Raw genomic sequence first — 23915 nt, forward strand, 5'->3', positions numbered from 1 at the left:
AACCCCCGGGCGGGGCCTTAGGGTTCGGGTCATGGCCTTGCAGATCAGCGCCACGAACCCCGAGCACCCGGCACTTCTGCTCGCCCTGCCCTGGGACCTGCCGCTGGCGGAGTGGCCCGCGGAATACCTCGTGCCGCTTCCGCGGGGCATCTCGCGGCACGTCGTGCGGTACACGCGCGCCGGTGACGAGGTGATCGCCGTCAAGGAGCTGGCCGAGCGGCCCGCGCTGCGCGAGTACGGGCTGCTGCGCGACCTCGACCGGCTCGGCATCCCCGCCGTCGACCCGCTCGCGGTGGTCACCGGCCGCACCGACGGCGCCGGCGCCCCGCTGGAGCCGGTGCTGGTCACCCGGCATCTGCGCGGCTCGATGCCGTACCGCTCGATGTTCGAGACGACCATGCGCCCGGCCACCATGCACCGGCTGATGGACGCCCTCGCCGTGCTGCTGGTCCGGCTGCATCTCGCCGGGTTCGCCTGGGGTGACTGCTCGTTGTCCAACACCCTCTTCCGGCGGGACGCGGGCGCCTACGCCGCGTATCTGGTCGACGCCGAGACCGGGGAACTGCACCCGAGGCTGAGCCCCGGGCAGCGGGAGTACGACCTTGATCTGGCCCGGGTGAACATCAGCGGCGAGCTGCTGGACCTGGAGGCCTCCGGCGCGCTGCACCCCTCCGTCGACCCGGTGGAGTTCGGGCACGGGATCTGCACCCGGTACCAGGGGCTGTGGCAGGAGCTGACCCGCACCTCGGTGTACCCGGCGGGCGAGTACCACTACATCGAGCGCCGGATCCGCCGCCTGAACGAACTCGGCTTCGACGTCGCCGAGATGCAGATCGAGCACTCCTCCACCGGCGACACGGTCACCTTCGTGCCGAAGGTCGTCGACGCCGGCCATCACCAGCGCCAGCTGCTGCGGCTGACCGGCCTGGACACCGAGCAGAACCAGGCGCGGCGGCTGCTCGGCGACCTGGAGAGCTGGATGGCCACGCAGGACGACCACACGCCCGGCGATCCCCTCGCCGCCCGTCCCGAGGTCCTCGCCCACCGCTGGGTGCGGGACGTGTTCCGGCCGACCGTGCGGGCCGTACCGCCCGAGCTGCGCGGCTCGATGGATCCGGCCGAGATCTACCACCAGCTCCTCGAACACCGCTGGTACCTGTCCGAACGCGCCCAGCACGACATCGGTCTCGACACCGCCGTCAAGGACTACACCGAACACGTCCTGCCCCGGGCACGCGCCGCCCTGGAGCAGGCCGGCCCCGAGTGACTCAGTCGTGCGGGACCACGGCGACCGGGCAGTCCGCGTGGTGCAGCACGCCGTGCGCGACGGAGCCGATCCGCGAGCCCACGGCACCGCGGTGGGCCCGGCGTCCGACGACCGTCAGCTGGGCCCGGCCGGCCAGCGACAGCAGTACCTGGCCCGCGCTGCCCATCTCGATGTGCTCGGCCACGGGCACCTCGGGGAACCGCTCACGCCACGGCCGCAGCGCCTCGGCCAGCGCCTGCCGCTCGAACTGCTCGGGACCGCCCGCGTCGTCCAGCAGCCTGAGCGAGCCGGGGCTGTAGGCGAAGACGGGCGGCAGGGTCCACGCCCGTACGGCCCGTACCGTGGCGCCGCGGGCCGCCGCCGTCTCGAAGGCGAACCGCAGGGTGGCCGCGCTGTCCTCGGGGTCGCCGTGCTGACCGACGACGACGTCCCGTCCGGCGGCCTCCGCCGCCGCCCGGTCCCCGGCCCGCACCAGGACCACCGGCCGGCCCGCCCCGGCGATCACCTGCTGGCCGACCGAGCCCAGCAGGAACCCGATGACCGGCCCGTACCCGCGTGAGCCGAGGACCAGCATCTCCGCCTGGGCCGCCGCGCGGGCCAGCGTGTGCACGGGCTCGCCCTCGACCACGTCGACGCCCACCGCCAGCTCCGGATGCCGCCCGGCGACGGCGCGCACGGCCTGCGCCACGCCCTCGGACACCCAGCCGTGCTGGGTGCTCCGGTCGGCGATGGCGAGGGACTCGGTGTAGCGCCAGGCGTGCAGCACACGCAGCGGCAGCCCGCGCCGCACGGCCTCCCGGCCGGCCCAGTCCAGCGCGGCCAGGCTCTCCTCGGTACCGTCCACCCCTGCCGTGATCGGGCGTGTCATGCGTGCGCCTCCTCATCGTCGCGTCGCTGTCGCGGCGCGTCCCACGGGAACGATCATCTCGCGGTCGCGCCACGAGCGCGCAGCCCCAGGCGTCGGATCATGGTTCGGCGCCATCCGGAGCGAACCCGGGCGATCGAACATACGATGGCTGCGAACCGGTGCGGTGGTCTGCACGACACCGCCCCGTGGAACCGGACGCTCGGGGTGGGAGACGTATGGCACAGGCTGCCGAGGCAGCGCGGACCGTCATCCTGACCGTGGACGACGACCCGGGGGTCTCCCGTGCCGTCGCCCGCGATCTGCGGCGGCGCTACGGCGAGTCGTACCGGATCGTGCGCGCGGAGTCCGGGGAGTCCGCCCTCGACGCCCTGCGCGAGCTGAAGCTGCGCGGCGACCTGGTCGCGGTGATCCTGGCCGACTACCGGATGCCGCAGATGAACGGCATCGAGTTCCTGGAACAGGCGCTGGACGTCTATCCGGGGGCGCGGCGGGTGCTGCTCACCGCGTACGCGGACACCAACGCCGCGATCGACGCGATCAACGTGGTCGATCTGGACCACTATCTGCTCAAGCCCTGGGATCCGCCGGAGGAGAAGCTCTATCCGGTCCTGGACGACCTGCTGGAGGCCTGGCGGACCAGCGCCCACCGGGCCGTGGCCAGCACGAAGGTCGTCGGGCACCGCTGGTCGGCGCGGTCCTCGGACGTGCGCGAGTTCCTGGCCCGCAACCAGGTGCCGTACCGCTGGTACTCGGTGGAGGAGCCGGAGGGGCAGCGGCTGCTGGCGGCCGCCGGACAGGACGGGCAGCGGCTGCCGCTGGTGATCACCCCGGACGGCGGCACGCTGGTCGAGCCGGAGGCGCCCGAGCTGGCCGCGCGGGTGGGACTCGCGACGACCCCGACGGCGGACTTCTACGACCTCATCGTGATCGGCGGCGGTCCGGCCGGGCTCGGCGCGGCCGTGTACGGCGCCTCGGAGGGCCTCAGGACCGTGCTCGTCGAACGGTCGGCGACCGGCGGGCAGGCCGGGCAGAGCTCGCGGATCGAGAACTACCTGGGCTTCCCCGACGGGGTCTCCGGCGCCCAGCTCACCAACCGGGCGCGCCGGCAGGCCGCCAAGTTCGGCGCCGAGATCCTGACCACCCGTGAGGTGACGGGGCTGGAGGTCAACGGCGCCGCCCGGGTCGTACGGTTCGCGGACGGCTCGGCCATCGCCGCGCACAGCGTGATCCTCGCGACCGGGGTGCAGTACCGGCAGCTGGAGGCCGCCGGCTGCACCGATCTGACCGGCTGCGGGGTGTTCTACGGCTCGGCGCTGACCGAGGCGTCGGCCTGCCAGGGGCAGGACATCTACATCGTCGGCGGCGCCAACTCGGCGGGCCAGGCGGCGATGTACCTGTCCCGGGGCGCGAAGTCGGTGACGCTGCTGGTGCGGGGCCCGGATCTGTCGGCGTCGATGTCGTACTACCTGATCCAGCAGATCAACGAGGCGCCGAACATCTCGGTGCGCCCGCACACGGTGGTGGACGCGGCGCACGGCGGGGACCGGCTGGAGCAGCTGACGCTGCGGCACACGGTGACCGGGGAGAGCGAACGCGTCGACGCCCAGTGGGTGTTCGTGTTCATCGGTGCCGCCCCGCTGACCGACTGGCTGGGCGAGGCGGTGCTGCGCGACGAGCGCGGGTTCATCCTCGCCGGGCCCGATCTGACCGCCGACGGGCGGCCGCCGGCCGGCTGGGAGCTGGACCGGCCGCCGTACCACCTGGAGACCAGCGTTCCCGGTGTGTTCGTGGCGGGTGACGCACGGGCCGAGTCCGCCAAGCGTGTCGCGTCCGCCGTCGGCGAGGGGGCCATGGCCGTGATGCTCGTCCATCGGTATCTGGAGCAGTCATGAACGGTCTGGAGCAGTCATGAGCGGTCGGATCATGCCGTGCAGTCCCAAGGAGATCGGCTCGCTGTTCCTCTTCGAGAAGCTGAGTGCCGAGCAGCTCGGGCGGCTGTGCAGCGAGGGCCGGGTGGAGCTGTTCCAGCCCGGCCCGGTGTACACCGAGGGGGACCCCGCCACCTGCTTCTTCGCGATGATCGAGGGCACGGTCGTGCTCTCCCGCCGGGTCGCCGGTGACGATGTGGAGGTCACCCGCACCTCGCAGAGCGGGGTGTACGCGGGCGCGATGCAGGCCTACCTCGGCGACCGGGTGCGGCAGGTCTACAACAACTCGATGCGGGTGACGGAGCCGACGCGGTTCTTCGTACTGCCGGCGGACATCTTCGCGGACGTCATGAGCGAGTGGTTCCCGATGGCCGTGCATCTGCTGGAGGGCCTGTTCTTCGGTGCGAAGAACACCCAGGCGGCGATCGGGCAGCGGGAGCGGCTGCTGGCGCTGGGCTCGCTGTCGGCGGGGCTGACGCACGAGCTGAACAACCCCGCCGCGGCGGCCGTACGGGCCACGGCCACGCTGCGCGAACGGGTCGCGAAGATGCGGCACAAGCTGGCCGTCATCGCCGAAGGGCCCTTCTCCCGCGACCAGTTGGCGGGTCTGATCGAGATCCAGGAGCGCACCGCCGAACGGGTCGCCAAGGCCCCGGTGCTCAGTCCGCTGGAGACCGCCGACCGGGAGGACCTGCTCGCCGACTGGCTGGAGGACCACGAGATCGACCACGCCTGGCAGCTGGCGCCGGCCTTCGTGCAGGCCGGGCTCGACGTCGACTGGCTGGAGCAGGTCGCGGCGGCCGTGGACGAGGAGATCCTGGCCGGAGCGATCGGCTGGCTCAACTACACCATCGAGACCGAGCTGTTGATGACCGAGATCGAGGACTCCACCACCCGTATCTCGCATCTGGTCGACGCGGCCAAGCAGTACTCACAGCTGGACCGGGCGCCCTACCGGGTGGTGGACGTGCATGAACTCCTCGACAGCACCCTGCTGATGCTGTCCGGGAAGATCGGCACCGGGATCGAGGTCGTGAAGGAGTACGACCGCACGCTCCCGCCGGTGCCGGCCTATCCGGCGGAGCTGAACCAGGTGTGGACCAACCTGATCGACAACGCGGTGTCCGCGATCAACGGCGCGGGCGGCACGGGCACGCTGAGCGTGCGGACCGGGCTCGACCACGAGCGGCTGCTGGTGGAGTTCCGGGACACCGGACCCGGTGTCCCGCCCGAGATCAAGGACCGTATCTTCGACCCGTTCTTCACCACGAAACCGGTCGGCGAGGGCACCGGGCTCGGCCTGGACATCTCCTGGCGGATCGTCGTCAACAAGCACCACGGCACCCTGCGGGTGGAGTCGGTGCCCGGCGACACCCGCTTCCAGGTGCTGCTGCCCCTGACCCCCGAGACACCCGACGAGGACGCGGAGGACACCCCATGAGCGCCACCGACGGAACCGAGGCGATCGACCCGGGCGTCGCGCCGAGCGGCACCGGCTGCGTGGAGTGCGAGGAGGCCGGCGGCTGGTGGTTCCACCTGCGCCGGTGCGCGCAGTGCGGGCACGTCGGCTGCTGCGACGACTCCCCCGCCCAGCACGCCACCGCGCACTACCGTGCCACGGGGCACCCGGTGATCCGGAGCTTCGAGCCGGGCGAGGAGTGGTTCTGGAACTACGCCACCGACGAGTTGTATGTATCCGGCCCCGAGCTCGCCCCGCCGGTCAGCCACCCCGCCGACCAGCCGGTACCGGGCCCGGCGGGCCGGGTCCCGGCGGACTGGGCCGACACGCTGCGCTGAGCCGGGCGGGGCGGCGGACCGGTCCGGTCCGGGCTCACCGCGCGCAGTTCAGCCGCGCCAGGTCGACGGCGTCGGCCAGGGCCCGCATCCCCCGGTCGTCGGGGTGCAGATGGTCTCCGCCGTCGAAGGCCGGCCGCAGGCGCTCGGGGTCGTCGGGGCTGCGCAGGACGCGGTCGAAGTCGATGACGGCGTCGAAGTCCCGGCTGGTGCGCAGCAGCCGGTTGACGTCCCGGCGCACCGACTCGGCGGCCGGATCCCATTCCGGCCAGCCCTTGAAGGGACCGACCGTCGCGGCCACCACGCACTTCCCGGCGCCGTGCACCCGCCGTGCGATCTCCCGGTACCCGGCGATCAGTTCGGCCGCGGTGACCCCGGTGTGCGCCTTGAGGTCGTTCACCCCCTCGAAGAGGAACACGGTGCGCACCCCGGGCTGCGAGAGCACGTCCCGGTCCAGCCGGTCCAGGGCGCTCGGCGCGGCGCCGTCCGTGAGGACCATGTTGCCGGAGACGCCTTCGTCGGCGACGCCCCTGACGTCCATGGCGTGCGTGCGGGCCGGATTCAGGCGCCGGGCGAGGTAGTCGGGCCAGCGCCGGTTCAGGTCGGGGGTGGACTGCCGTCCGTCGGTGAGGGAGTCGCCGAGCACGACCACGGCCCCGGTGGCCGCGCGGGAGGGCCGTACGGACACCGCGTCGAGGTACCACCAGGAGCCGGTCGTCCGGCCCCAGTTGCGGGCGCTCTCCTCGGCGGTGTGGTCGCCCTGTCCGGTGTACGACGTCTGCAGCGCCATCCAGTGTCCGGTCGCCGGGCCGGCCGCGCCGGGGAGGTAGAGGCTGACGGCCAGGTCGGTGCCGGCCGGCCAGCTGCCGGGCAGCGGGTCGCTCCAGGCGGCGGCGCCGGCGGGCACGGTGACCGTGCGGGCGCCGCCGAAGGTGAGCCGCCGGTTACTGCCAGGGCGCAGTGCGGCACCGTGGCCGCGCAGGCCGGCGTAGCCGCTGTCCAGGGTGAGCGGGTGGTCACCGAAGGCGTTGGTGACGCGGACCCGCAGACCGGTGCCGCCGACGCTGGTGTGCACGATCATCCGGTAGCCCTGGCCTGCGCCGTCCTCGCCCATGCCGTCGGCGCTCGCCGCCCAGGTGACGACCCCGGAGGCCCGTACGACGGACGGGGGCGGGGGCGCCGCGCGGGCGGGCGCGGGCTGGCAGCCCACGGCCGCGACCAGGGCGGCGGCCTGGCAGCCGCGTGCCATCCGGCCGGTCACCGGCCGCGGCCGCGGAGCGCGCCGGGTCCGCCGGGTCATCCCCGGACCGTCCGGGACGTTCCTGCGTACTCCACGGAGGTCATGTTCCCGCCGACCGCCCGCCGACGCACCTCGGGTGGGCCCTGCCGGCCAGCCGGCCGGGGAATACGCGGATGCCCCGCACGAGGCGGGGCATCCGGTGGTGCGGCGGCCGGTCAGTGACGGGGCGCCGGGGTGTTGGCGGCGGTGACGTTGACCGCGGCCCACGCCTTGTCCACCGTCTTGTACTCGGTGCTGTTCGCTCCGTAGAGGTCCTTGGCCGCCTTCAGCGTCGCGACGCGCGCGTCGTGGAAGTCGGTCGTGGAGACCATGTACCGGGTGAGCGCACGGTAGAAGATCGCGGTGGCCTTGGCGCGGCCGATGCCCTTGACCGTGGAGTGGTCGTAGGTCGGCGAGTCGTAGGCGACCCCGTTGATCGTCTTCTTGCCGCTGCCCTCCGCGAGGAGGTAGTAGGCGTGCGAGGAGACACCCGAACCGGCGTGCACCTCGGTGAAGTACGTGTCCTTCGACCAGTAGTCGATCGTGCCCTCGAGCTTGTCGAGCGACGGGTGGTCGAGGCGGCGCAGGAACTTCTGGGCGAGGCCCAGCTTCTCGCCGATCAGGTAGTCCGGCGTGTCCTTCGGGTTGTTCGCGTAGAACTCGACGTTGGAGCCGAAGATGTCCGCGAGCGACTCGTTCAGCGCGCCGGGCTCACCGTACTGGTTGCCGTCGGAGTCGACGTGGGTCGGCTCCAGCTTGGCGGTCGCGTCGACCACGCCGTGCGTCAGCTCGTGGCCGGTGACGTCGAGGACGACCAGCGGCTTCTTGAACGTCTGCCCGTCGCCGTCGCCGTACAGCATGCAGTTGCAGGTCGGGTCCCAGAAGGCGTTGGCGACCTTGTTGCCCCAGTGGACCATGCCCTGGGCTGCCTTGCTGTTGTTGGCTATGCCCTTGCGCCCGAAGGTGGACTTGTAGAAGTCCAGGGTCTTCGTGATGCCGTACTGGGCGTCCGCCGCGGCGCTGGCGCGGTTGCCGGTGGTGTTGTTGCCCCACACGTTGGTCGTGTTGGTGAACGCCGCACCAGCGGTGAACTTCTCGGTGGTCTTGCCCTTGGCGTCGCGGGTCTCGGTGCCGTACCGGCTCGGGTCCTTGAGCTGGTAGTGGCCGGCCGAGGTCTGCGTGGTGGTCAGGCCGACGTTGCCCACGAAGAGGGTCTTGCCGGTGCCCTTCGCCGCGGACGGGAAGCCCGCCGTGGCGCCGGAGACACCGGAACCGAGCAGGCCGGCCTCGGGGGCGGCGGCGCCGGTGGCCGGGTCCAGCGTGTCGCCCTGCTTGCGCAGGTCGGCGAGCAGCTTCGGCGACAGGAACTCGTCGCTGTCGGGGGTGTTGCTGCGCACCTTGCCGGTGACGGCGTCGACGACGACGGTGTTGGTGCCCTGCTGGTCGGTCACCGTCACCTGGTAGGCCAGGGCCGCGGAGCCGCCGCGCGCGTCGACGACGAGCTGGGCGCTGCCGGCGTCGCCCTTGGCGGCCTGGGCGGCCTTGGCGGCGGCCTGCTCCGCGGTCAGCTTGGCCTGCGTGGCGGACGGCTGGACGGTGTGGCCGGCGGCGCGGGTCACACCGGCGTAGCCCAGCTGGTGGTCGAGGTGGACGACGAGGTCACCGCCGAGCACGGGCATACCGTCGTGCGTACGGACGAACCGGACGTGCCGGGCGCCCTCGGGGTCGAGCATCACATCCTGGGCGTGCAGTTCGTCGCCCTGGGAGACACCGGCCGCCGAGGCGTGGGCGAAGGCCGCGGTGCGCGCCGCCTCCACCACCGCGGTGGCGTTCGTGGTGGCGGAGGCCGAAGCCCGCGCCACCCCGGTGTCAGAACCCGCGAAAGCCGTGCCGGCCAGGCCCGTGGCAGCAGTCGTCACCGCGATCGCGACAGCGACACTGCGTATGTGGGGTCTACGCAAGGATCAGGGTTCCTTCGTTCGAAGGCAGCGGGGATCACCAACCGCCTTGAGACGTGACGCTGTTCCGCGTCACGGGGGCTGGTCGGGCCCCGTGGCGCAACCCTTACGGATCCGTCATGTGCACGTAAAGGCGGAATGATCGATTTCGCGACCTTCTATGGCAATCCTTTACGAATGTGCACCACAGGGTGATCACTTACTGACCAACTGTGTGTCGGCTGTGGAGACGTTGACTCATTGCCCCGGGTTCCACGGCTGGAATGTGACCGATATCGCATCGCCGTCGGGCCGGGGAACCTCCGGCCGCGGTGCGGACGTTGCCCTCTGTGTGACGACCGAGCTGGTCGCCGGGGGCAATGTGCCGCTGCCCGCCGGTGTGGTGCTGCTGCGGGTGAGCGGACCCTTCGATGTGTCCGGGCTGGTCGGGGGCGCGGACGGCAGGGTCGGCTCCGACGCCGACTTCGTGTTCTACAACCAGCCCCGGGCGCCCGGTCTCCGGCTGCGCGGTGACGGCGGCCTGGCCGTCGAACCGGCCCGGCTGCGCGCGGGCGCCTGCCGGGTCACGGTCGCGGTGAGCGCGGCCGAGCCCGGGACGCCGCTGCGGCGGCTGCCCGCTCCCCGGCTGGAGGTCACGGACGGCGCCGGCCGTCCGCTCGCCCGGTTCGCACCACCGCGCCCCGGCCCGGAGACCGTGCTGCTGCTGGCCGAGCTGTATCTGCGGCCGGGCGCCGGCTGGAAGCTGCGGGCGATCGGGCAGGGATACGCGGACGGACTGGCCGGGCTCGCCCGGGACTTCGGGGTGGAGGTCACGGACGACGGCGACCGGCGGACGTCCACGGCCGCCGCTGCACCCGCCGCCCCGGTCCCCGCTCGGACTGCCACCCCGGCCGCCGCTCCGGCTCCCGCCACCGGCGCGCGCCCGTCGTCCGGCCGGCCCGGCACGGCGGCGGCCGAGGCCTCCGCGGCGGAGTTCCTGCGCCTGGTCAACTCGGCCCGCGCACAGGCCGGTTCGACGGCGCTCGGCCTCGATCCGCGGCTGGAGTCCGCCGCGCTCTCCCACGCGTGGGCCATGGCGGACGCCGGGCGGCTCGGCGTCGAGGGGCGCGACGGCGTCTCGGTGCACCAGCGCGTCACCGCGGCCGGGTACCCGTACATCACGGTGGGCGAGCACCTCGTGTCCGGCCCGCGCTCCCCTGCCGAGTTCGTGGAGTACTGCCTGGGCGCGGAGCGGTCCCGGCGCACCCTGCTCGACCCGGCCTTCCGGCACGCCGCCCTGGCCCACGCCGACGCCGGTGACCGGTACTGGACCGCGCTGTGGGCCGCCCCGTTCACCCCGCACGCGCTGGCGGGCACGGCCGCCGAGGTGGTCGCGCTCACCAACGCCGAGCGCGGCCGGGCCGGACTGCCGCCGCTGGCGACGGACCCGCTGCTCACCCGCGCCGCGCAGGCGCACTGTGCGGACATGGTGGCCCGCGACTTCTACGACCACACCTCACCCGACGGCTCCCACCCCTGGGACCGGGCCGCCGCCGCGGGCTCCCGGCTGCGCACCATCGGCGAGAACATCGCCTGCGGCCAGCGCTCCCCCGCCGAGGTCGTGGACGGCTGGATGAACAGCCCCGGCCACCGCGCCAACATCCTGGGGCCCGGCTTCGGCCACATCGGCGTCGGCTTCACGGGCGGCGGCCGGGCGGGCACGTACTGGACCCAGCTGTTCGGTGGCTGATCGGGCACACTGCGTGATCTTGGCGGAACGACATCGTCCGGGACACCATGCCCCGTATGAAGGGTGATCTCTTTTCCAGTGCGCACGTGGTGCAGCCGGCCATGGAGCCGGGCATGTCCGTCGAGAACGCCAAGTGCATCAGGTACACCGTGCGCGGCGAGATGCACGCCCGCCAGGGCGCGATGATCGCCTACCGGGGCAGTCTCCAGTTCGAGCGCAAGGGGCAGGGCGTCGGCGGCATGCTCAAGCGCGCGGTCACCGGTGAGGGACTGCCCCTCATGGCGGTGCGCGGTCAGGGCGAGGCCTGGTTCGCGCACGAGGCCCACAACTGTTTCATCGTCGAGGTGGAGCCCGGCGAACAGTTCACGGTCAACGGCCGCAACGTCCTGTGTTTCGACGCCTCGCTGGCGTACGAGATCAGGACGGTGAAGGGATCCGGCATCGCCGGTGGCGGCCTGTTCAACAGCGTGTTCAGCGGACAGGGCCGGCTCGCCCTGGTCTGCGACGGCACTCCGCTGGTCATCCCGGTCTCCCCGCAGGCGCCGGTGTACGTCGACACCGACGCGGTGGTCGGCTGGACCGCGCATCTGCAGACCTCGCTGCACCGCTCCCAGTCCTTCGGCTCGATGCTGCGCGGCGGTTCCGGCGAGGCCATCCAGCTGATGCTGGAGGGCGAGGGCTTCGTCGTGGTGCGGCCCAGCGAGCTGACCCAGCAGAAGGCCCAGCAACACTGAACCTTCACACGGGGACCGAAAACTCCCGGGCAACCCCCGTCGCCGTGCCCGCGTCTTGATCGGTAACAGACCGACACGCCCCGGTCCCTTCGGCCGGGGCGTATTTCTCACACCCTATACACGTCATGTATACACGCGATGCATACAAGCGACGTATACACAGCGTGTATAGAAAGGCGCGCATGTACGGCAAGGCTTTCGCCCCGGAGTACCAGGGCTCCCTGACCACCCTGTCCGTGAACTCCTCGCTGGTCGACGTACTGGCGGAGGGCACCGAGAAGCTGCGCGAGGCCGAGCGGTCCGGGCGTCCCGCCGAGGCGGCCCGCTGCGGGCTCGCCGTCGCCGAGGCACACCGGCGGCTCGGCCACGTGGGCGACGCGGACCGGGCCTGGAAGGCCAGCTACCGCGCCGCCCGTGCGGCCGACGACACCGCGGCGATGGCGTGGGCGCTGTGGAGCGGTGGCACCCTCGCCCGGCAGCGCGGGGCCTTCCCGCTGGCCTGGCGGCTGCTCGGGCTCGCGGCCGAACTCGGCGAGCGCGGCGGGGACATCGTTGTCCGCGGCTACTCACTGGCCGGGCTCGCGGAGACCGGCCGGATCCAGGGCGACTACGCGGCGGTCGGCCGGCTGCACGAACAGCTGCTGGCCGAGGCCCGCAAGCGCGGTGAGGCCCGGCACACCGTATGGGCGCTGGAGGGCATCGCGCAGATGCACCGCAACACCGGCGACTTCGACCGGGCGTACGCGCTGTTCGAGGAGGCGGCGGAGATAGCCGAGCGCGCGGAGGACCGGCGCGGGCACGCCTGGGCGCTGCGCGGACTCGCCGACATCCTCTCGGTGCGCGACAAGGACACCGAGGGCGCGCTGGAGCTGCTGTCCCGGGCGGAGGCGGGCTGCCGGGCGATGACCCTCTCCAGCGCGCTCGCCTACAACCACAAGATGCGCGGCAACGTCCTGTACCGGGCTGGGCGGTACAGCGAAGCGCGCCAGATGTACGACGTCGCGCTGGCGGAGTTCCGCGCGATGAGCGAGCCGCGCGGCGAGGCGCTGGCCCGGCTGGGCCTCGCCAAGTCGCTGGCGCGGCTGGGCCGCGACCGCGCCGAGACGGCGGCCGAACTCGCGGATCTGGCAAGGACGTTGGAGCGCAGCGGGCTCAAGCACGCCCGTCAGATGGTGGCGCGGGCCCAGGAGGAGTTCGGCCTCGGCGCGGAGATCGCCCGATGACCGCGGTCGAGGCCCCGCCGTCGGCGCCCGAGGTCCTCGCCCGCTGCCGCGAGCTGGTCCGGCCGGCGCTGCGGGACGCGGTGGGCCGGCTGCATCCGTGGGTGGCCGAGATGGCCGGGTACTCCTTCGGCTGGTGCGAGGTCGGCGGGGCGCCCGTCGCCGCTCCGGGCGGCAAGGGCGTACGGCAGGCGCTGGCGGTGCTCGGCGCCGAGGCGGCGGGTGCCGACGGGCGGGCCGGAATCCCGGCGGCGGTGGCGGTGGAGCTGGTCCATGCCTTCTCGCTGCTGCACGACGACATCATGGACGGCGACCCGACCCGGCGCCGTCGCCCCACCGTGTGGAAGGCGTACGGCACGGGCCCGGCGGTGCTCGCCGGCGACGCCCTGTTCGCGCTCGCGGTGGAGACCCTCGCCACCGGGCCGCAGGGCGCCGGTGCCGTACGGCTGCTGTCGGCGGCGCTCGCCGATCTGGTGCGCGGGCAGGCCGACGACCTGGTGTTCGCGACCCGTCCGTGCACCGGCCCGCAGCGGGTGACGCCCGAGGAGTACCGGGCGATGGCGGAGGGCAAGACGGGCGCGCTGCTGGGCTGTGCCGCCGCGCTGGGCGCCGTGCTCGGCGGGGCGGACGAGACCACGGCCGGCACGCTGGACCGGGCCGGACGGCATCTCGGCGTGGCCTTTCAGCTGGTCGACGACGTCCTGGGGCTGTGGGGCGACCCGGCGGTCACCGGCAAGCCCGTGGGCGGCGATCTGCGGGAGCGCAAGAAGACGTACCCCGTGCTGGCCGCGCTCGCCTCCCCCGCGGCGCATGGGCTGCCCGAGCTGCTGGACGCGCCGGGGCGGGCCGAGGAGGCCGCCGCGCTGATCGAGGCGGCGGGCGGCCGTACGGCGGCGCTGGCCGAGGCACGGGCACACACGGCCGCCGCCCGGACGCTGCTCGCGCGGGCGCCGCTGGCCGCCGGGGCCGCCGGGGACCTGTTCCGGCTGCTGGATCACCTGGTGGACCGCCGGCTGTGATCGCGGGCCGCCCGGTGAGCGCGTGGTGACGCCACCCGGTGAACCTTGTTGACCTCGGCGGACCGCGCGGGTCAGGGTGCGATCGGCGCGGCTCTCACCCCCGCGCCGAAGGGGTGAAGCACCTTGATCGGCATCAAGGAGATCGAAGCGGCGGCGGAGCGGATCGCCGGACATGTGGTGCGGACACCGACCGTGGCGAGCCCCGGCCTGACCGCACTGCTGGGTGTCCCGGTCACCGCCAAGCTCGAACTGCTCCAGCGCACCGGCTCGTTCAAGGCGCGCGGGGCGACGGCCAAGCTGCTGTCGCTCGGCGAGGCCGAGCGCGCGGCGGGCGTGGTCGCGGTCAGCGGCGGCAATCACGGGATCGCCCTCGCGGTGATGGCGGCGGCGCTGGAGGTGAAGGCGACCGTGGTCATGCCCCGTACGGCGCCCGCGCGTTCCCTCGCGCTCGTCGAGGAGGCGGGGGCGTCGGTGCGGCTGACCGACGGCATGGACAGCGCGTTCCGGCTGGTGACGCGGTTGCGGGACGAGGGTCTCACCCTGGTCCACCCGTTCGACGACCCGCTGGTGATCGCCGGGCAGGGCACGGTCGGGCTGGAGCTGGCCGAGGACACCCGGGAGGCGGAGCTGACGGACGTCGTCGTCAGCATCGGTGGCGGCGGGCTGATCGCCGGGATCGCCTCGGCCCTCGCCGCCCGGCACCCCGGGGTGCGCGTGTGGGGCGTGGAGACCGAGGGCGCCGAGGCCATGTCCGCCGCGCTGAAGGCGGGCGGACCGGTGCCGGTGCCACTGTCGTCCGTGGTCACCACGCTCAGCGCGCCCGCCGTCTCCCAGCTGACGTACGCCCTCGCATCCGCGCTGGTCGAAGAGGTGCTGGTGGTCCCGGACCGGGACGCGGTACAGGGCTGTCTGGACCTCGCCGAGCACGCCAAGGTCTGGGCCGAGCCGGCCGCGGGCGCTCTGCTGCCGGCGGCCCGGCAGGTGGCGGCACGGGTCGGCGCCGGCGCGCGGCTCGGACTCGTGGTGTGCGGCGGCAATACGGCACCGCGTGAACTCAAGGAGTGGACGCAGCGGTTCGGACTGCTGTGAGACCTGGCCGCAGCCGGGAATTTACCCTCGGTTACCCGCAGGTCGAATGGTTGCCGAGTGAGACCATCCCTAACTCGCAAGCCCTTTCGAAGAATTGAATGAAAGGCAGGAACGGCGCCCGAGTCACGGATTCTTTGAACGCACCCCCGCGTGCGCCGCGTACCCCTGTGAGACACACAACAGGGGTTCTCAGCGAGGGATGACCATGGTCAAGGCGCACGTCTCCGCACACGAGTTGGTCGCCGGACGCTACCGGCTCCTGGAGGTCTTCGCCCGCGAGACGAACCGCCTGTGGTGGTACGCCGAGGACGTGACGGCGGAGCAGCCCCGGCTGGTGGCCCAGACCGCCCTGCCGGACCCCTCCGGGGACGACATCGCCCGGCGGACCGCGACCCGCGTCATACGGACGTCGGAGACGATGCGGCTGCTGTGTCCCGGCCAGGTGGCCGCGGTCGTCGACGCGGTGGTGGAGGCCGGCGCCCTGTGGACGGTCACCGAGTGGATCGACGGCACACCGCTCGTCGAACTCCTGGACCGCGAGGGCGCGTTCAACTCCGTGCGGGCGGCCCGGATCGGCGTGCAACTGCTCGATGTGCTCCAGGCCGCGCACGACGAGGGCATCACCCATGGTGAGCTGAGCCCCGGCCAGGTCTTCGTGCGGGACAGCGGCCCGGTGGTGGTCACCGGGTACGGGCTGGCCGGCGCCACCCTGGTGCCACGGCTGACGGCCCCGTCGTACGCCTCACCGGAGCAGGCACGCGACGAGCGGGTCGGGCCGGCCGCCGATCTGTGGGCGCTGGGCGCGCTGCTGTACACGATGGTGGAGGGCAGGCCGCCGTTCCGGGACCGCGGCCGGCCCGACGCGACCCTGAGGGCGGTGGACCGGCTGCCGCTGCGCACCCCGCTGCGCGCGGGTGCGCTCACCCAGGTCGTGCAGGGGCTGCTGCGCAAGAACTCGCGGGAGCGGCTGACCCGGCCGGTGGTCCGCGAGGCGCTGGTCCGGACGCTGGACGAGGACACCGACGCCGACCGGGAGCCCGCCCCCGTGCCCCGGCTGCGGGGCGCGTACCGGGCGGTGGGGCGCGCCGGCCGGGAGCGGAGCAGACGAGTCCTGGCGGCCGGTACCGCGCTGGCCGTGGTCACGGTCGCCCTCGCCGTCCTGGCCGCGACCCACCAGCTGCCGGGCACCGGCGCCGCGCGGACGCCGGACCACGCCACCGCCTCGCCGGGCCCCGGCCGGCCCGCCGGCGGCACCGCGACGACGCCCTCCGCGAGCCCCCCGCCGTCCGCGTCCGCCCCGGCGCCGCCCGCCCTGCCGGCCGGCTACCACCGCTACACCGCCCCGGAGGGCTTCTCCGTCGCCCTTCCCGACGGCTGGCGTCGGCTGCGCACCGCCCGCGCCCCGGGCGCCTACCGCATCACCTTCGGTCCCGGCGGCGCCTCGCCCACCCTCGCCGTCACCCACAGCGAGCGGGTGGGCCCGGACCCGGTCGCCGTCTGGCGGAACGACGTCGAACCGGAGCTGGCGCGGCTTGCGGGCTACCGGCGCGTCGGCGATATCCGGGCCACCACCTACCAGGGCCACCGGGCCGCCGACCTGGAGTGGCTGTCCGGCACGGGGGACGCGCGGGTGCACACCCTCGGGCGCGGCTTCCTGCTGGGCGGCGGCGACGCCTTCTCACTGCGCTTCACCACCCCGGCCGCGGTCTGGGACGAGGCCGCGAACCGGCAGGCGCTGACGACGGTTCTGCGGACGTTCCGGGCACCAGGGGACTGACCGGGGGCCGATAGGCTCTGACGGTCCGCCCCCGCTTGCCCCCGCTTCCGGGCGCGGACCCCGTGAACAGCTTCTGAACAGCCTCGCAGGAGAGTCATCCGTGACCCTGGTCATCGACCCGTCCGAGACGTCCGCCCCGGCCACGCCGCCGCTGTCCGATCTGGTGGCGCGCGACGCCCGTGCGTTCGGCGGCTACGCGCGCACCGGCAGCTGGGCCTTCGCACTGCTGGTCGCCCGCAGTGTGCGGCCCGGCGGGCAGGCCGCCGGTGAGACGCCGAAGGTGTCCGCGAAGGAGTTCGCCCAGCTGGCCGACTGCTCCCCGGAGCGGGTCATGCGCTACTACAAGGCGTGGGACCGGGCCGCCGACGACGGGCTCGTGCCGCACTTCGAGGCCCTCGAACCCGGGCAGGAGGTCGAACTGCCGGACACGGACGCGTGGCACGGCTACTACGTCTCCCGCAACAGCGCGGCCTCCGAGCGCGGCACCGCGATCACCGAGGCCGCCGAGGCCGAAGGCATCCGCCCCACCAAGGCGCTGGAGGTCGCCGAGAACCCCACCGCGCTGCGCGCCGCGATCCTCGCCGACCCCTCCACCGCCCGCGCGGCCCGCGCCGCCCTGCTCGACCGGGTGCGCGAGGACGTCGAGCTGCAGGCGGAGCTGGCACGGGACGTCGTACGCACCGACGATCTGAAGAAGGCCGTCGCCAGCGAGAGCCGGGCCGCCGACCGGATCGGCTACGTACGGCAGATCGCCGAGTCCGGGCAGATCAGGACCCCGGCCGGGCAGACCGTCGACGCCCCGTCCGAGCTCCGCGAGGAGGCCGAGCGGCATCTGTCGCTGATCGACGAGCTGGAGGACGGCGAGGACACCGGCGAGTGGGCCGGCGAGGCCTACACCGCCATGAAGTCGCTCGTCGCCGAGGTGGTCGAGGCCGACCCCGAACTCCGCGTCCAGGAGCGGCGGACGAAGTTCTACAGCAGCCTGCAGAAGGCGACCAAGGCGTTCGAGGAGCTCACCTTCGACGACGCCCAGGACTTCTACGAGGACGACATGGTCCAGCAGCTGGAGGAACTCCAGCAGGCCATCGGCGGCTGCCTCGCCGCGCTGCGCGGAGCCGGAGGGAATGCGCCGCGGGGGTGAGCGAACCACGCGGCACGGGTACGGAACGGTCGTGAGCCGATCGTCGCCGGAGGCCGCCGCGTGAACTCGTCCGTGCACCAGACCCTGGTGGTGGAACTGCGTGCGCACGGCACCGGCCGGTGTCCGGTGTTCGCCCATCTCGGCTACGACGCCGGCGACCCGTTCGCCGTCACCGCCGTCTTCGGCCACGACGGCCGGGTGCTGGCCTGCTGGCGACTGGACCGGGAGATGCTCGCCGACGGACTGCTGCGGCCGGTCGGCGCCGGGGACGTGCGGCTGCGGCCGGTGGCGACCGCAGCCTGGCACGAGCTGCGCATGGAGTTCCTCGGCGCCCTCCGGCCGGACGGCAGCCGGCACCACGCGGTGGTGTACGCGTGGGCGCCCGCCGTCGCCGCGTTCCTGCGGGAGACCCACCGGCTCGTCCCGCCGGGCCGGGAACACCTCCCCCTCGACAAGCTGCTGGCGGAGATCCTCGCCGCGGGCTGAGCAGCCACGGCACCGACTTTCGCAACACGCCCTAGTCGTCCGGCGGGGCCGGGTGTCGGCGGCGGGCCCACAGCGGGAGGCCGTACCAGCAGATGAGGTACCAGACGACGACGGCCGCGACGAGATACGGCACGTAGCCGTCGTGCGTGGCCACCCGCAGGATCAGCAGCAGGCACGACGCCATCGTCAGCAGGAGCAGCAGCAGGCCGACGAACGTCATCCGGGACGCCAGCCGCACCGCCTGCGGCTTCACCCGGCGGCCGGACACCAGACGGTGCAGGAACACCGGTCCGATCAGGGCCCCGGTCGCGCAGGCGCCGAGGACCACGGTCGCGATGTAGATGGCCTGGTCGGCGGGGTCGAGCCGGGCGTACTTCTGCTGGAAGACGACGGTCAGCAGGAAGCCGAAGAGGATCTGTACGCCCGTCTGGGCCACCCGGACCTCCTGGATGAGTTCCACCCACATCCGGTCGGCCCGCTCCTCCTCGCTCTCGTCGCGCCCCCTGCGCCGTCCTTCCTCCGTCATGCGATTGCGTGTAACCGTCGCGCCGTTCGTTCAAACGGCGCGGTGTCTACCAGCGGGGTTCGACCTCGGCCCTGATCCGCCGCTCGTACAGCTCACGGATCGCGGTGAACGTCGCCTCGGGCAGCGGCGGCAGCTTGGCGGCGGCCGCGTTCGCGCGGGCCTGCTCCGGGTTGCGGGCGCCGGGGATCACCGTGGTCACGCCGTCCTGCTCGACGATCCAGCGCAGCGCCAGCTGGGCCGGGGTGTACCCCTCGGGGGCGAGCGCGGCGAACTCGGCGGCGGCCTCGACACCGGTCGCGTAGTCGACGCCGGAGAAGGTCTCGCCCTGGTCGAAGGCCTCACCGTGCCGGTTGAAGGTGCGGTGGTCGTCGGCCGCGAACACCGTGTCCTTCGTGTACCTGCCGGACAGCAGGCCGGAGGCGAGCGGCACGCGCGCGATGATGCCGACGCCGGCCGCGCGGGCGGCGGGCAGCACCTCGTACAGGGGCTTCATCCGGAACGGGTTGAGGATGATCTGGACGCTCGCCACGTTCGGCCGGGCGATCGCGGTCAGCGCCTGGGCGCAGGTCTCCACGCTGACGCCGTAGGCCGCGATGCGCTCCTCCTCGACCAGGGTGTCCAGGGCGTCGAAGACCGCGTCGGAGGAGTAGACGGGTGTGGGCGGGCAGTGCAGCTGGACCAGGTCGACCCGGTCGATGCCGAGGTTACGGCGTGAACGGTCGTTCCAGGCACGGAAGTTGTCCAGCACGTAGTTCCCGGGGAGCTGCTCGGACCGCCGGCCCATCTTGGTCGCCACCAGTACGTGCAGGTCGGGCCGGCCGCGCAGGAAGGAGGCGATGGTCTCCTCGCTGCGTCCGTCGCCGTACACGTCCGCCGTGTCGAAGAAGGTGACCCCCGCCTCGGCCGCCGTCTCCAGGACGGCCAGGGCCTCCTTGTCGTCCACGTCTCCCCAGTCGGCGCCCAGCTGCCATGTGCCGAGACCGATCACCGATGCCCACTGACCCGACCTGCGGAATACGCGTTCGTCCATGACGCCAGTCTGTCACCCGGGACCGCAGCGGGTGGAACGAACCGCTCCGCCGGGCCGACTGTGCGCTTTCACCCACACGGGTGAATCGGGTCCCTGCGACACCGGGGGGTGCACCGCGGCCTCTAGCGTGGCCGCGTGATCGATCGTTCGACGGACAACTCCCTTTCGGAGAGCGGAAGTTCGGGTCCACTCAGCCGGCGGGGCCTGCTGCGCTCCGCCGCCGCGCTGGCCGCGGTACCGGTACTGATCGCGGCCGATCCGGCCGTCGCCGCAGCCGAACTGCCGGGGTTCCCGGCGCAAGTGGCGCTCTACCGCTCGGCGTACCGCAACTGGGCGGGTGAGATCACCGCACAGGGGCTGTGGGCCTGTGCGCCGACCGGGCCGGAGCAGGTGCTCGCCGTGGTCGACTGGGCGTGGCGGCACGGCTGGCGGGTCCGCGCGCGGGGCCGCTCGCACGGCTGGTCCCCGCTGACCGTCACCGAGGGCACGCGGGCGGACAGCCCCGTCCTGCTGGTGGACACCGCCCCGCATCTGACCGGACTGGCGCTGGAGCCGGACGCGACGGTCCGCGCCGGCGCCGGAGTCACCCTGGAGGCCCTGCTCACGTTCCTGGCGGGGCACGGGCTGGGTCTGACCGCGACGCCCGCGCCCGGCGACCTGACCCTGGGCGGCGCCCTGGCGATCGGCGCGCACGGCACCGCGGTACCGGCCGACGGCGAACGCCCGCCGCCGGGAAGCACCTACGGCTCGCTGAGCAACCGTGTCCTGGAGCTGACGGCGGTGGTGTGGGACGCGGGCAGCGGGGCGTATGTGCTGCGGACGTTCCACCGCGCGGAGGCGGACTGCGCCGCGCTGCTCACTCATCTCGGCCGGGCCTTCGTCACCGAGGTGGTGCTGCGGGCCGGCCCCGACACCGCGCTGCGCTGCGTGAGCCGCACCGACATCCCGGCCCGTGAACTGTTCGCTGCGCCCGGCTCCGGCGGCCGCTCACTGGAGAGCTTTGTACGCCGCTCGGGCCGGGTCGAGGCGATCTGGTTCGCCTTCACCGAGTACCCCTGGCTGAAGGAGTGGAGCGTCGCGCCGGTCCGGCCGGCCGGCGCACGGCGGGTCACCACGCCGTACAACTATCCCTTCTCCGACAACGTCCCGCGGCCCGTGGCCGATCTGGTGGGGCGGCTGGTGGCGGACGCGGCCTGGTACCTGGCGCCGGAACTCGGCGCCGCGCAGCTGGCCGTGGCCTCGCTGGGGCTCGCGGCCACGGGCTCCGGCGATCTGTGGGGGCCGTCGAAGAACACACTGCTGTACGTCCGGCCGACCACCCTGCGGGTGACCGCGAGCGGATACGCGGTGCTCACCACGCGCGCCGGAGTGCAGCGGGTGGTGCACGAGTTCACCCGGTTCTACCGGGAGCGGCTGGCCGCGTACGCGGCACGGGGCCGCTTCCCGGTCAACGGCTCGGTGGAGATCCGGGTCAGCGGTCTGGACGACCCGGCCGGCGCCGGTGCGCCCGGCGCGCGGGCGCCGCTGCTGTCCGCGCTGCGGCCGAGCGCGGACCGTCCCGAGTGGGACACGGCGGTGTGGCTGGACGTGCTGACCTTGCCCGGCACGCCGTACGCCGGTGCCTTCCTGCGCGAGCTGGAGCGGTTCCTGCTGGACCGCTACGACGGCGGACCCGCCCTCGCCCGCGTGGAGTGGTCCAAGGGCTGGGGCTACACGGCCGGCGCCGCCTGGGCCGACGAGGAGGTGCTCGGCACGACGGTGCCCGGGACCTTCGGGCCGCAGGTGTGGCGGCAGGCGGTCGCGACCCTGGACCGCCTGGACCCGCACCGGGTGTTCGGCAACGCCTTCCTCGACCGCCTCCTGCGCTGACCGGATCGGGACCGGCGGGCCGCGCTCAGGTTCCGGGGGCGGGGGTCAACTGGGCCTGTACGAGGGGACCGTAGCGGTCGGCGATGGTGTCGAGGTCGCTCGCGCGCAGGCAGGGCCCGCGCGCGATGCCGTACATCACGCCGAGGCCGACGAGTGCGGCGACGGCGAGTTCGGCGCGCAGGCCCGCGTCGGGGCCGGTCAGCCGGGCGGCGAGGCGATCGGTCACCTGGGCGCGGAAGTTGGCGCGCAGGATGTCGCCGTGGTCGCCGTGCATCGGGGCGAAGACGATCCGCAGCAGCGGGTCGACACCGCGCTCGCGCTGGCTGGCGACGACGTGCCGGGTCATGTGCCGGCCGAGACCGGCGAGCGGCGCGTCCAGCAGGGCGTCCGCGTCGGTGTCGAAGGACATGACGCGGGCGAACAGGGCGTCCTTGTTGCCGAAGTACTTCACGATCAGCGGCGGGCTGACCCCGGCCAGCTCGGCGACCGCCTTGAGCGTGATGTCGGCGTGCGCGTGCCGGGCCAGGAGCCGGCGGGCGGCCTGGAGGATGGCGGCCTTCGTCGCCTCGGCGTCCCGGCGTACGGGGGTGCTCGTCACGGACCGGGGCGTCATGCTCCCTCCAGCGCCTCGTCGCGGGCGGCCTCGGCGGCGTCCCCGGCACGGGTGGTGCCGTCCGCGGGAGCGTCGCCCGGGATGGTCAGGGCGGCCGCGCAGGCCGCGAGGGCGACGGCGCCCGCCATCGCGAAGGCCAGCTGATAGCCGTGCAGGGTGGCGATCGGGACGCCGCCGACCGGGCTGCTGTGGTGCACGAGGACGGCGGCGACGGCGGCGCTGGAGGTGGCCTGGCCGATGGTGCGCATGAGGACGTTGACGCCGTTGGCGGAGGCGGTCTGCGCGGCCGGGACCGCCCGCAGGATGAGGGTCGGCAGCGCCGAGTAGGCGAGCGTGGTCCCCGTCGACACGACGGTGGCCCCCAGGATGATCATCCACAGGTCACGGCTGTCGGCGATGCGGACCGCGTAGCCGCAGGCGATGACGGCGGCGCCCAGCGCGAGGGTGATCCGCGGCCCGCGCGCGGCCGAGATACGGGCCGACACCGGCGAGAGCAGCAGCATGGTCACACCGCCGGGCAGCAGGCACAGGCCGGTGGCGACGATCGACAGGCCCAGGCCGTAGCCGGTGGCCTTCGGCGCCTGCACGAGCTGGGCGGTGACCAGCGAGTTGGCGTAGAAGGCGAACCCGGTGAGCAGGGCGGCCACATGCGACAGGCCCACCCGGGGCCGGGACACCAGCCGCAGGTCGACCAGCGGCCGCCCGGTGCGCAGTTGCTGCCACCACCACAGGGCGAGGACTCCGGCGGCCGCCAGGAACAGGCCGAGGACCGGGGCGCTGCCCCAGCCCCAGGTGCCGCCCTGGGACACGCCCAGCAGCAGGCAGACCAGTCCGGCGGTGAGCCCGAGGGCACCGAGCACGTCGAAGCGGCCGGGCTCGCGCACCGGCGACTCCTTGACCGCCCACCAGGTCGCCACGACACCCGCCGCGCCGAGGGCACCGGTCATCCAGAACATGGTGTGCCAGTCGGCGTACTGGACGACGAGCGCGGCGAGCGGCAGGCCGAGGGCCGCGCCGATGCCGACGGTGGAACTCATCAGCGCCACGGCCGAGCCGCGCCGCTCCGGCGGGAGTTCGTCGCGCAGGATGCTGATCGACAGCGGGACGACGGAGGCGGCGGCGCCCTGGAGCGCGCGGGCCGCGATGAGCACGCCGATGTCCGAGGTCAGGGCGCACATCACCGAGCCGATCGTCATCAGCGAGAGCGCGGCGATGAGCACCCGGCGCTTGCCGTACATGTCGCCGGCCCGGCCGAGCACCGGGGTGAGGACGGCGCCGGACAGCAGGGTGGCGGTGACCGTCCAGGAGACGGTCGCGGCGGACGCGCCGGTGAGCCGGGGCAGGTCCGGCAGCAGCGGGACGACGACGGTCTGCATGACCGCCATGAGGATGCCGCCCGACGCCAGCACCGGGATGGTGAGCCGGTCGCGCATCCGGAGCACTCCGGCCGGCGGCCGGGATATCGGGGCGGGCTGGTCCATCGGCGCTCCTGTGGACGACACGGGTGCAGGGTGAATGACAATTCACCTTACCGAGTGAATGCCTATTCACCAATCATCCGGTCGAGCCGGGCACGGTCATGGGCGGA

20 protein-coding genes are annotated in these 23915 nt (G+C 73.4%); 13 read left to right on the top strand and 7 right to left on the bottom strand.

The genetic code is table 11. The annotated features are described in order from the left end of the window. Positions 1-31: 31 nt before the first annotated feature. Positions 32-1267, top strand: a complete 1236-nt coding sequence (locus tag IE277_RS26715; protein WP_189956251.1) for a DUF4032 domain-containing protein — start codon at positions 32-34, stop codon at positions 1265-1267. Between the two features lies 1 nt (position 1268). On the opposite strand, the gene IE277_RS26720 is transcribed toward IE277_RS26715, so the two are convergent. After that, entirely contained in the window at positions 1269-2135 is an 867-nt protein-coding gene (locus tag IE277_RS26720) for a universal stress protein (protein WP_189956252.1), read from the bottom strand. A gap of 215 nt (positions 2136-2350) precedes the next feature. Between IE277_RS26720 and IE277_RS26725 the strand changes: the two genes are divergently transcribed. Genes IE277_RS26725 through IE277_RS26735 form a run of 3 tightly spaced genes read left to right on the top strand, consistent with a single transcriptional unit; the run spans position 2351 to position 5860 of the window. Continuing rightward, on the top strand, positions 2351-4027 hold the full coding sequence (locus tag IE277_RS26725; RefSeq protein WP_189956253.1) for an NAD(P)/FAD-dependent oxidoreductase: 1677 nt from the start codon (positions 2351-2353) through the stop codon (positions 4025-4027). A gap of 16 nt (positions 4028-4043) precedes the next feature. Next, positions 4044-5504 carry an ATP-binding protein gene (locus tag IE277_RS26730; protein ID WP_189956254.1) on the top strand — a complete coding sequence of 487 codons (1461 nt, stop codon included), beginning with the start codon at positions 4044-4046 and terminating at the stop codon, positions 5502-5504. Next, positions 5501-5860 (top strand): UBP-type zinc finger domain-containing protein, encoded by a 360-nt coding sequence (locus tag IE277_RS26735; protein ID WP_189956255.1) that lies wholly within the window; start codon positions 5501-5503, stop codon positions 5858-5860. Before IE277_RS26730 ends, IE277_RS26735 begins: the two co-directional genes overlap by 4 nt. A 34-nt stretch (positions 5861-5894) precedes the next feature. Here the strand turns inward: IE277_RS26735 and IE277_RS26740 are convergent, their stop codons facing one another. Beyond that, on the bottom strand, positions 5895-7157 hold the full coding sequence (locus IE277_RS26740; RefSeq protein ID WP_229881977.1) for an SGNH/GDSL hydrolase family protein: 1263 nt from the start codon (positions 7155-7157) through the stop codon (positions 5895-5897). 155 nt (positions 7158-7312) lie between these two features. Beyond that, positions 7313-9097, bottom strand: a complete 1785-nt coding sequence (locus IE277_RS26745) for a M4 family metallopeptidase (protein ID WP_189956256.1) — start codon at positions 9095-9097, stop codon at positions 7313-7315. A 328-nt stretch (positions 9098-9425) separates the two neighbouring features. Here IE277_RS26745 and IE277_RS26750 point away from each other — a divergent pair, with 328 nt between their 5' ends. The 8 genes from IE277_RS26750 (at position 9426) to IE277_RS26785 (ending at position 18289) form a co-directional block, all read left to right on the top strand. After that, positions 9426-10823, top strand: a complete 1398-nt coding sequence (locus IE277_RS26750) for a CAP domain-containing protein (protein ID WP_229881978.1) — start codon at positions 9426-9428, stop codon at positions 10821-10823. 56 nt (positions 10824-10879) lie between these two features. Next, positions 10880-11557, top strand: a complete 678-nt coding sequence (locus IE277_RS26755) for an AIM24 family protein (RefSeq protein ID WP_189956258.1) — start codon at positions 10880-10882, stop codon at positions 11555-11557. 182 nt (positions 11558-11739) lie between these two features. Further along, on the top strand, positions 11740-12780 hold the full coding sequence (locus IE277_RS26760; RefSeq protein ID WP_189956259.1) for a tetratricopeptide repeat protein: 1041 nt from the start codon (positions 11740-11742) through the stop codon (positions 12778-12780). Then, on the top strand, positions 12777-13796 hold the full coding sequence (locus IE277_RS26765; protein ID WP_189956260.1) for a polyprenyl synthetase family protein: 1020 nt from the start codon (positions 12777-12779) through the stop codon (positions 13794-13796). The genes IE277_RS26760 and IE277_RS26765 overlap by 4 nt, the downstream gene beginning before the upstream one ends. Positions 13797-13919: 123 nt before the next feature. Continuing rightward, positions 13920-14885 (top strand): pyridoxal-phosphate dependent enzyme, encoded by a 966-nt coding sequence (locus tag IE277_RS26770; RefSeq protein ID WP_189956261.1) that lies wholly within the window; start codon positions 13920-13922, stop codon positions 14883-14885. 199 nt (positions 14886-15084) lie between these two features. Further along, entirely contained in the window at positions 15085-16662 is a 1578-nt protein-coding gene (locus IE277_RS26775) for a serine/threonine protein kinase (protein WP_189956262.1), read from the top strand. A gap of 100 nt (positions 16663-16762) precedes the next feature. Continuing rightward, the gene (locus IE277_RS26780) at positions 16763-17803 is read left to right on the top strand and encodes a hypothetical protein (RefSeq protein WP_189956263.1); all 1041 of its coding nucleotides are present in this window, start codon (positions 16763-16765) and stop codon (positions 17801-17803) included. Between the two features lie 60 nt (positions 17804-17863). Next, complete coding sequence (locus IE277_RS26785; RefSeq protein WP_189956264.1) at positions 17864-18289, top strand: SsgA family sporulation/cell division regulator; 426 nt, start codon at positions 17864-17866, stop codon at positions 18287-18289. A gap of 31 nt (positions 18290-18320) precedes the next feature. Here IE277_RS26785 and IE277_RS26790 read toward each other — a convergent pair whose 3' ends face one another. Together IE277_RS26790 and IE277_RS26795 are read right to left on the bottom strand one after the other, a co-directional pair. Continuing rightward, positions 18321-18815, bottom strand: coding sequence for a DUF6328 family protein (locus IE277_RS26790; protein WP_189956265.1), 495 nt, complete (start codon positions 18813-18815; stop codon positions 18321-18323). Positions 18816-18861: 46 nt separating this feature from the next. Further along, positions 18862-19845, bottom strand: a complete 984-nt coding sequence (locus IE277_RS26795; RefSeq protein ID WP_189956266.1) for an aldo/keto reductase — start codon at positions 19843-19845, stop codon at positions 18862-18864. Positions 19846-19980: 135 nt separating this feature from the next. Here IE277_RS26795 and IE277_RS26800 point away from each other — a divergent pair, with 135 nt between their 5' ends. After that, positions 19981-21714, top strand: coding sequence for a cholesterol oxidase substrate-binding domain-containing protein (locus IE277_RS26800; protein WP_229881979.1), 1734 nt, complete (start codon positions 19981-19983; stop codon positions 21712-21714). 25 nt (positions 21715-21739) lie between these two features. Here IE277_RS26800 and IE277_RS26805 read toward each other — a convergent pair whose 3' ends face one another. Further along, positions 21740-22327 (bottom strand): TetR/AcrR family transcriptional regulator, encoded by a 588-nt coding sequence (locus tag IE277_RS26805; protein ID WP_189956267.1) that lies wholly within the window; start codon positions 22325-22327, stop codon positions 21740-21742. Next, positions 22324-23808 (bottom strand): MFS transporter, encoded by a 1485-nt coding sequence (locus IE277_RS26810; protein ID WP_189956268.1) that lies wholly within the window; start codon positions 23806-23808, stop codon positions 22324-22326. Before IE277_RS26810 ends, IE277_RS26805 begins: the two co-directional genes overlap by 4 nt. Positions 23809-23915 lie beyond the last annotated feature (107 nt).

It is taken from the genome of Streptomyces alanosinicus (assembly GCF_014650595.1).
Classification (GTDB): Bacteria; Actinomycetota; Actinomycetes; order Streptomycetales; family Streptomycetaceae; genus Streptomyces; species Streptomyces alanosinicus.

Bases quoted from the DNA above. Each gene is read 5' to 3' on its own strand.
- IE277_RS26715 (WP_189956251.1), top strand. From the start codon at position 32: ATGGCCTTGCAGATCAGCGCCACGAACCCCGAGCACCCGGCACTTCTG.
- IE277_RS26720 (WP_189956252.1), bottom strand. From the start codon at position 2,135: ATGACACGCCCGATCACGGCAGGGGTGGACGGTACCGAGGAGAGCCTG.
- IE277_RS26725 (WP_189956253.1), top strand. From the start codon at position 2,351: ATGGCACAGGCTGCCGAGGCAGCGCGGACCGTCATCCTGACCGTGGAC.
- IE277_RS26730 (WP_189956254.1), top strand. From the start codon at position 4,044: ATGAGCGGTCGGATCATGCCGTGCAGTCCCAAGGAGATCGGCTCGCTG.
- IE277_RS26735 (WP_189956255.1), top strand. From the start codon at position 5,501: ATGAGCGCCACCGACGGAACCGAGGCGATCGACCCGGGCGTCGCGCCG.
- IE277_RS26740 (WP_229881977.1), bottom strand. From the start codon at position 7,157: ATGACCCGGCGGACCCGGCGCGCTCCGCGGCCGCGGCCGGTGACCGGC.
- IE277_RS26755 (WP_189956258.1), top strand. From the start codon at position 10,880: ATGAAGGGTGATCTCTTTTCCAGTGCGCACGTGGTGCAGCCGGCCATG.
- IE277_RS26760 (WP_189956259.1), top strand. From the start codon at position 11,740: ATGTACGGCAAGGCTTTCGCCCCGGAGTACCAGGGCTCCCTGACCACC.
- IE277_RS26765 (WP_189956260.1), top strand. From the start codon at position 12,777: ATGACCGCGGTCGAGGCCCCGCCGTCGGCGCCCGAGGTCCTCGCCCGC.
- IE277_RS26775 (WP_189956262.1), top strand. From the start codon at position 15,085: ATGACCATGGTCAAGGCGCACGTCTCCGCACACGAGTTGGTCGCCGGA.
- IE277_RS26790 (WP_189956265.1), bottom strand. From the start codon at position 18,815: ATGACGGAGGAAGGACGGCGCAGGGGGCGCGACGAGAGCGAGGAGGAG.
- IE277_RS26795 (WP_189956266.1), bottom strand. From the start codon at position 19,845: ATGGACGAACGCGTATTCCGCAGGTCGGGTCAGTGGGCATCGGTGATC.
- IE277_RS26805 (WP_189956267.1), bottom strand. From the start codon at position 22,327: ATGACGCCCCGGTCCGTGACGAGCACCCCCGTACGCCGGGACGCCGAG.
- IE277_RS26810 (WP_189956268.1), bottom strand. From the start codon at position 23,808: ATGGACCAGCCCGCCCCGATATCCCGGCCGCCGGCCGGAGTGCTCCGG.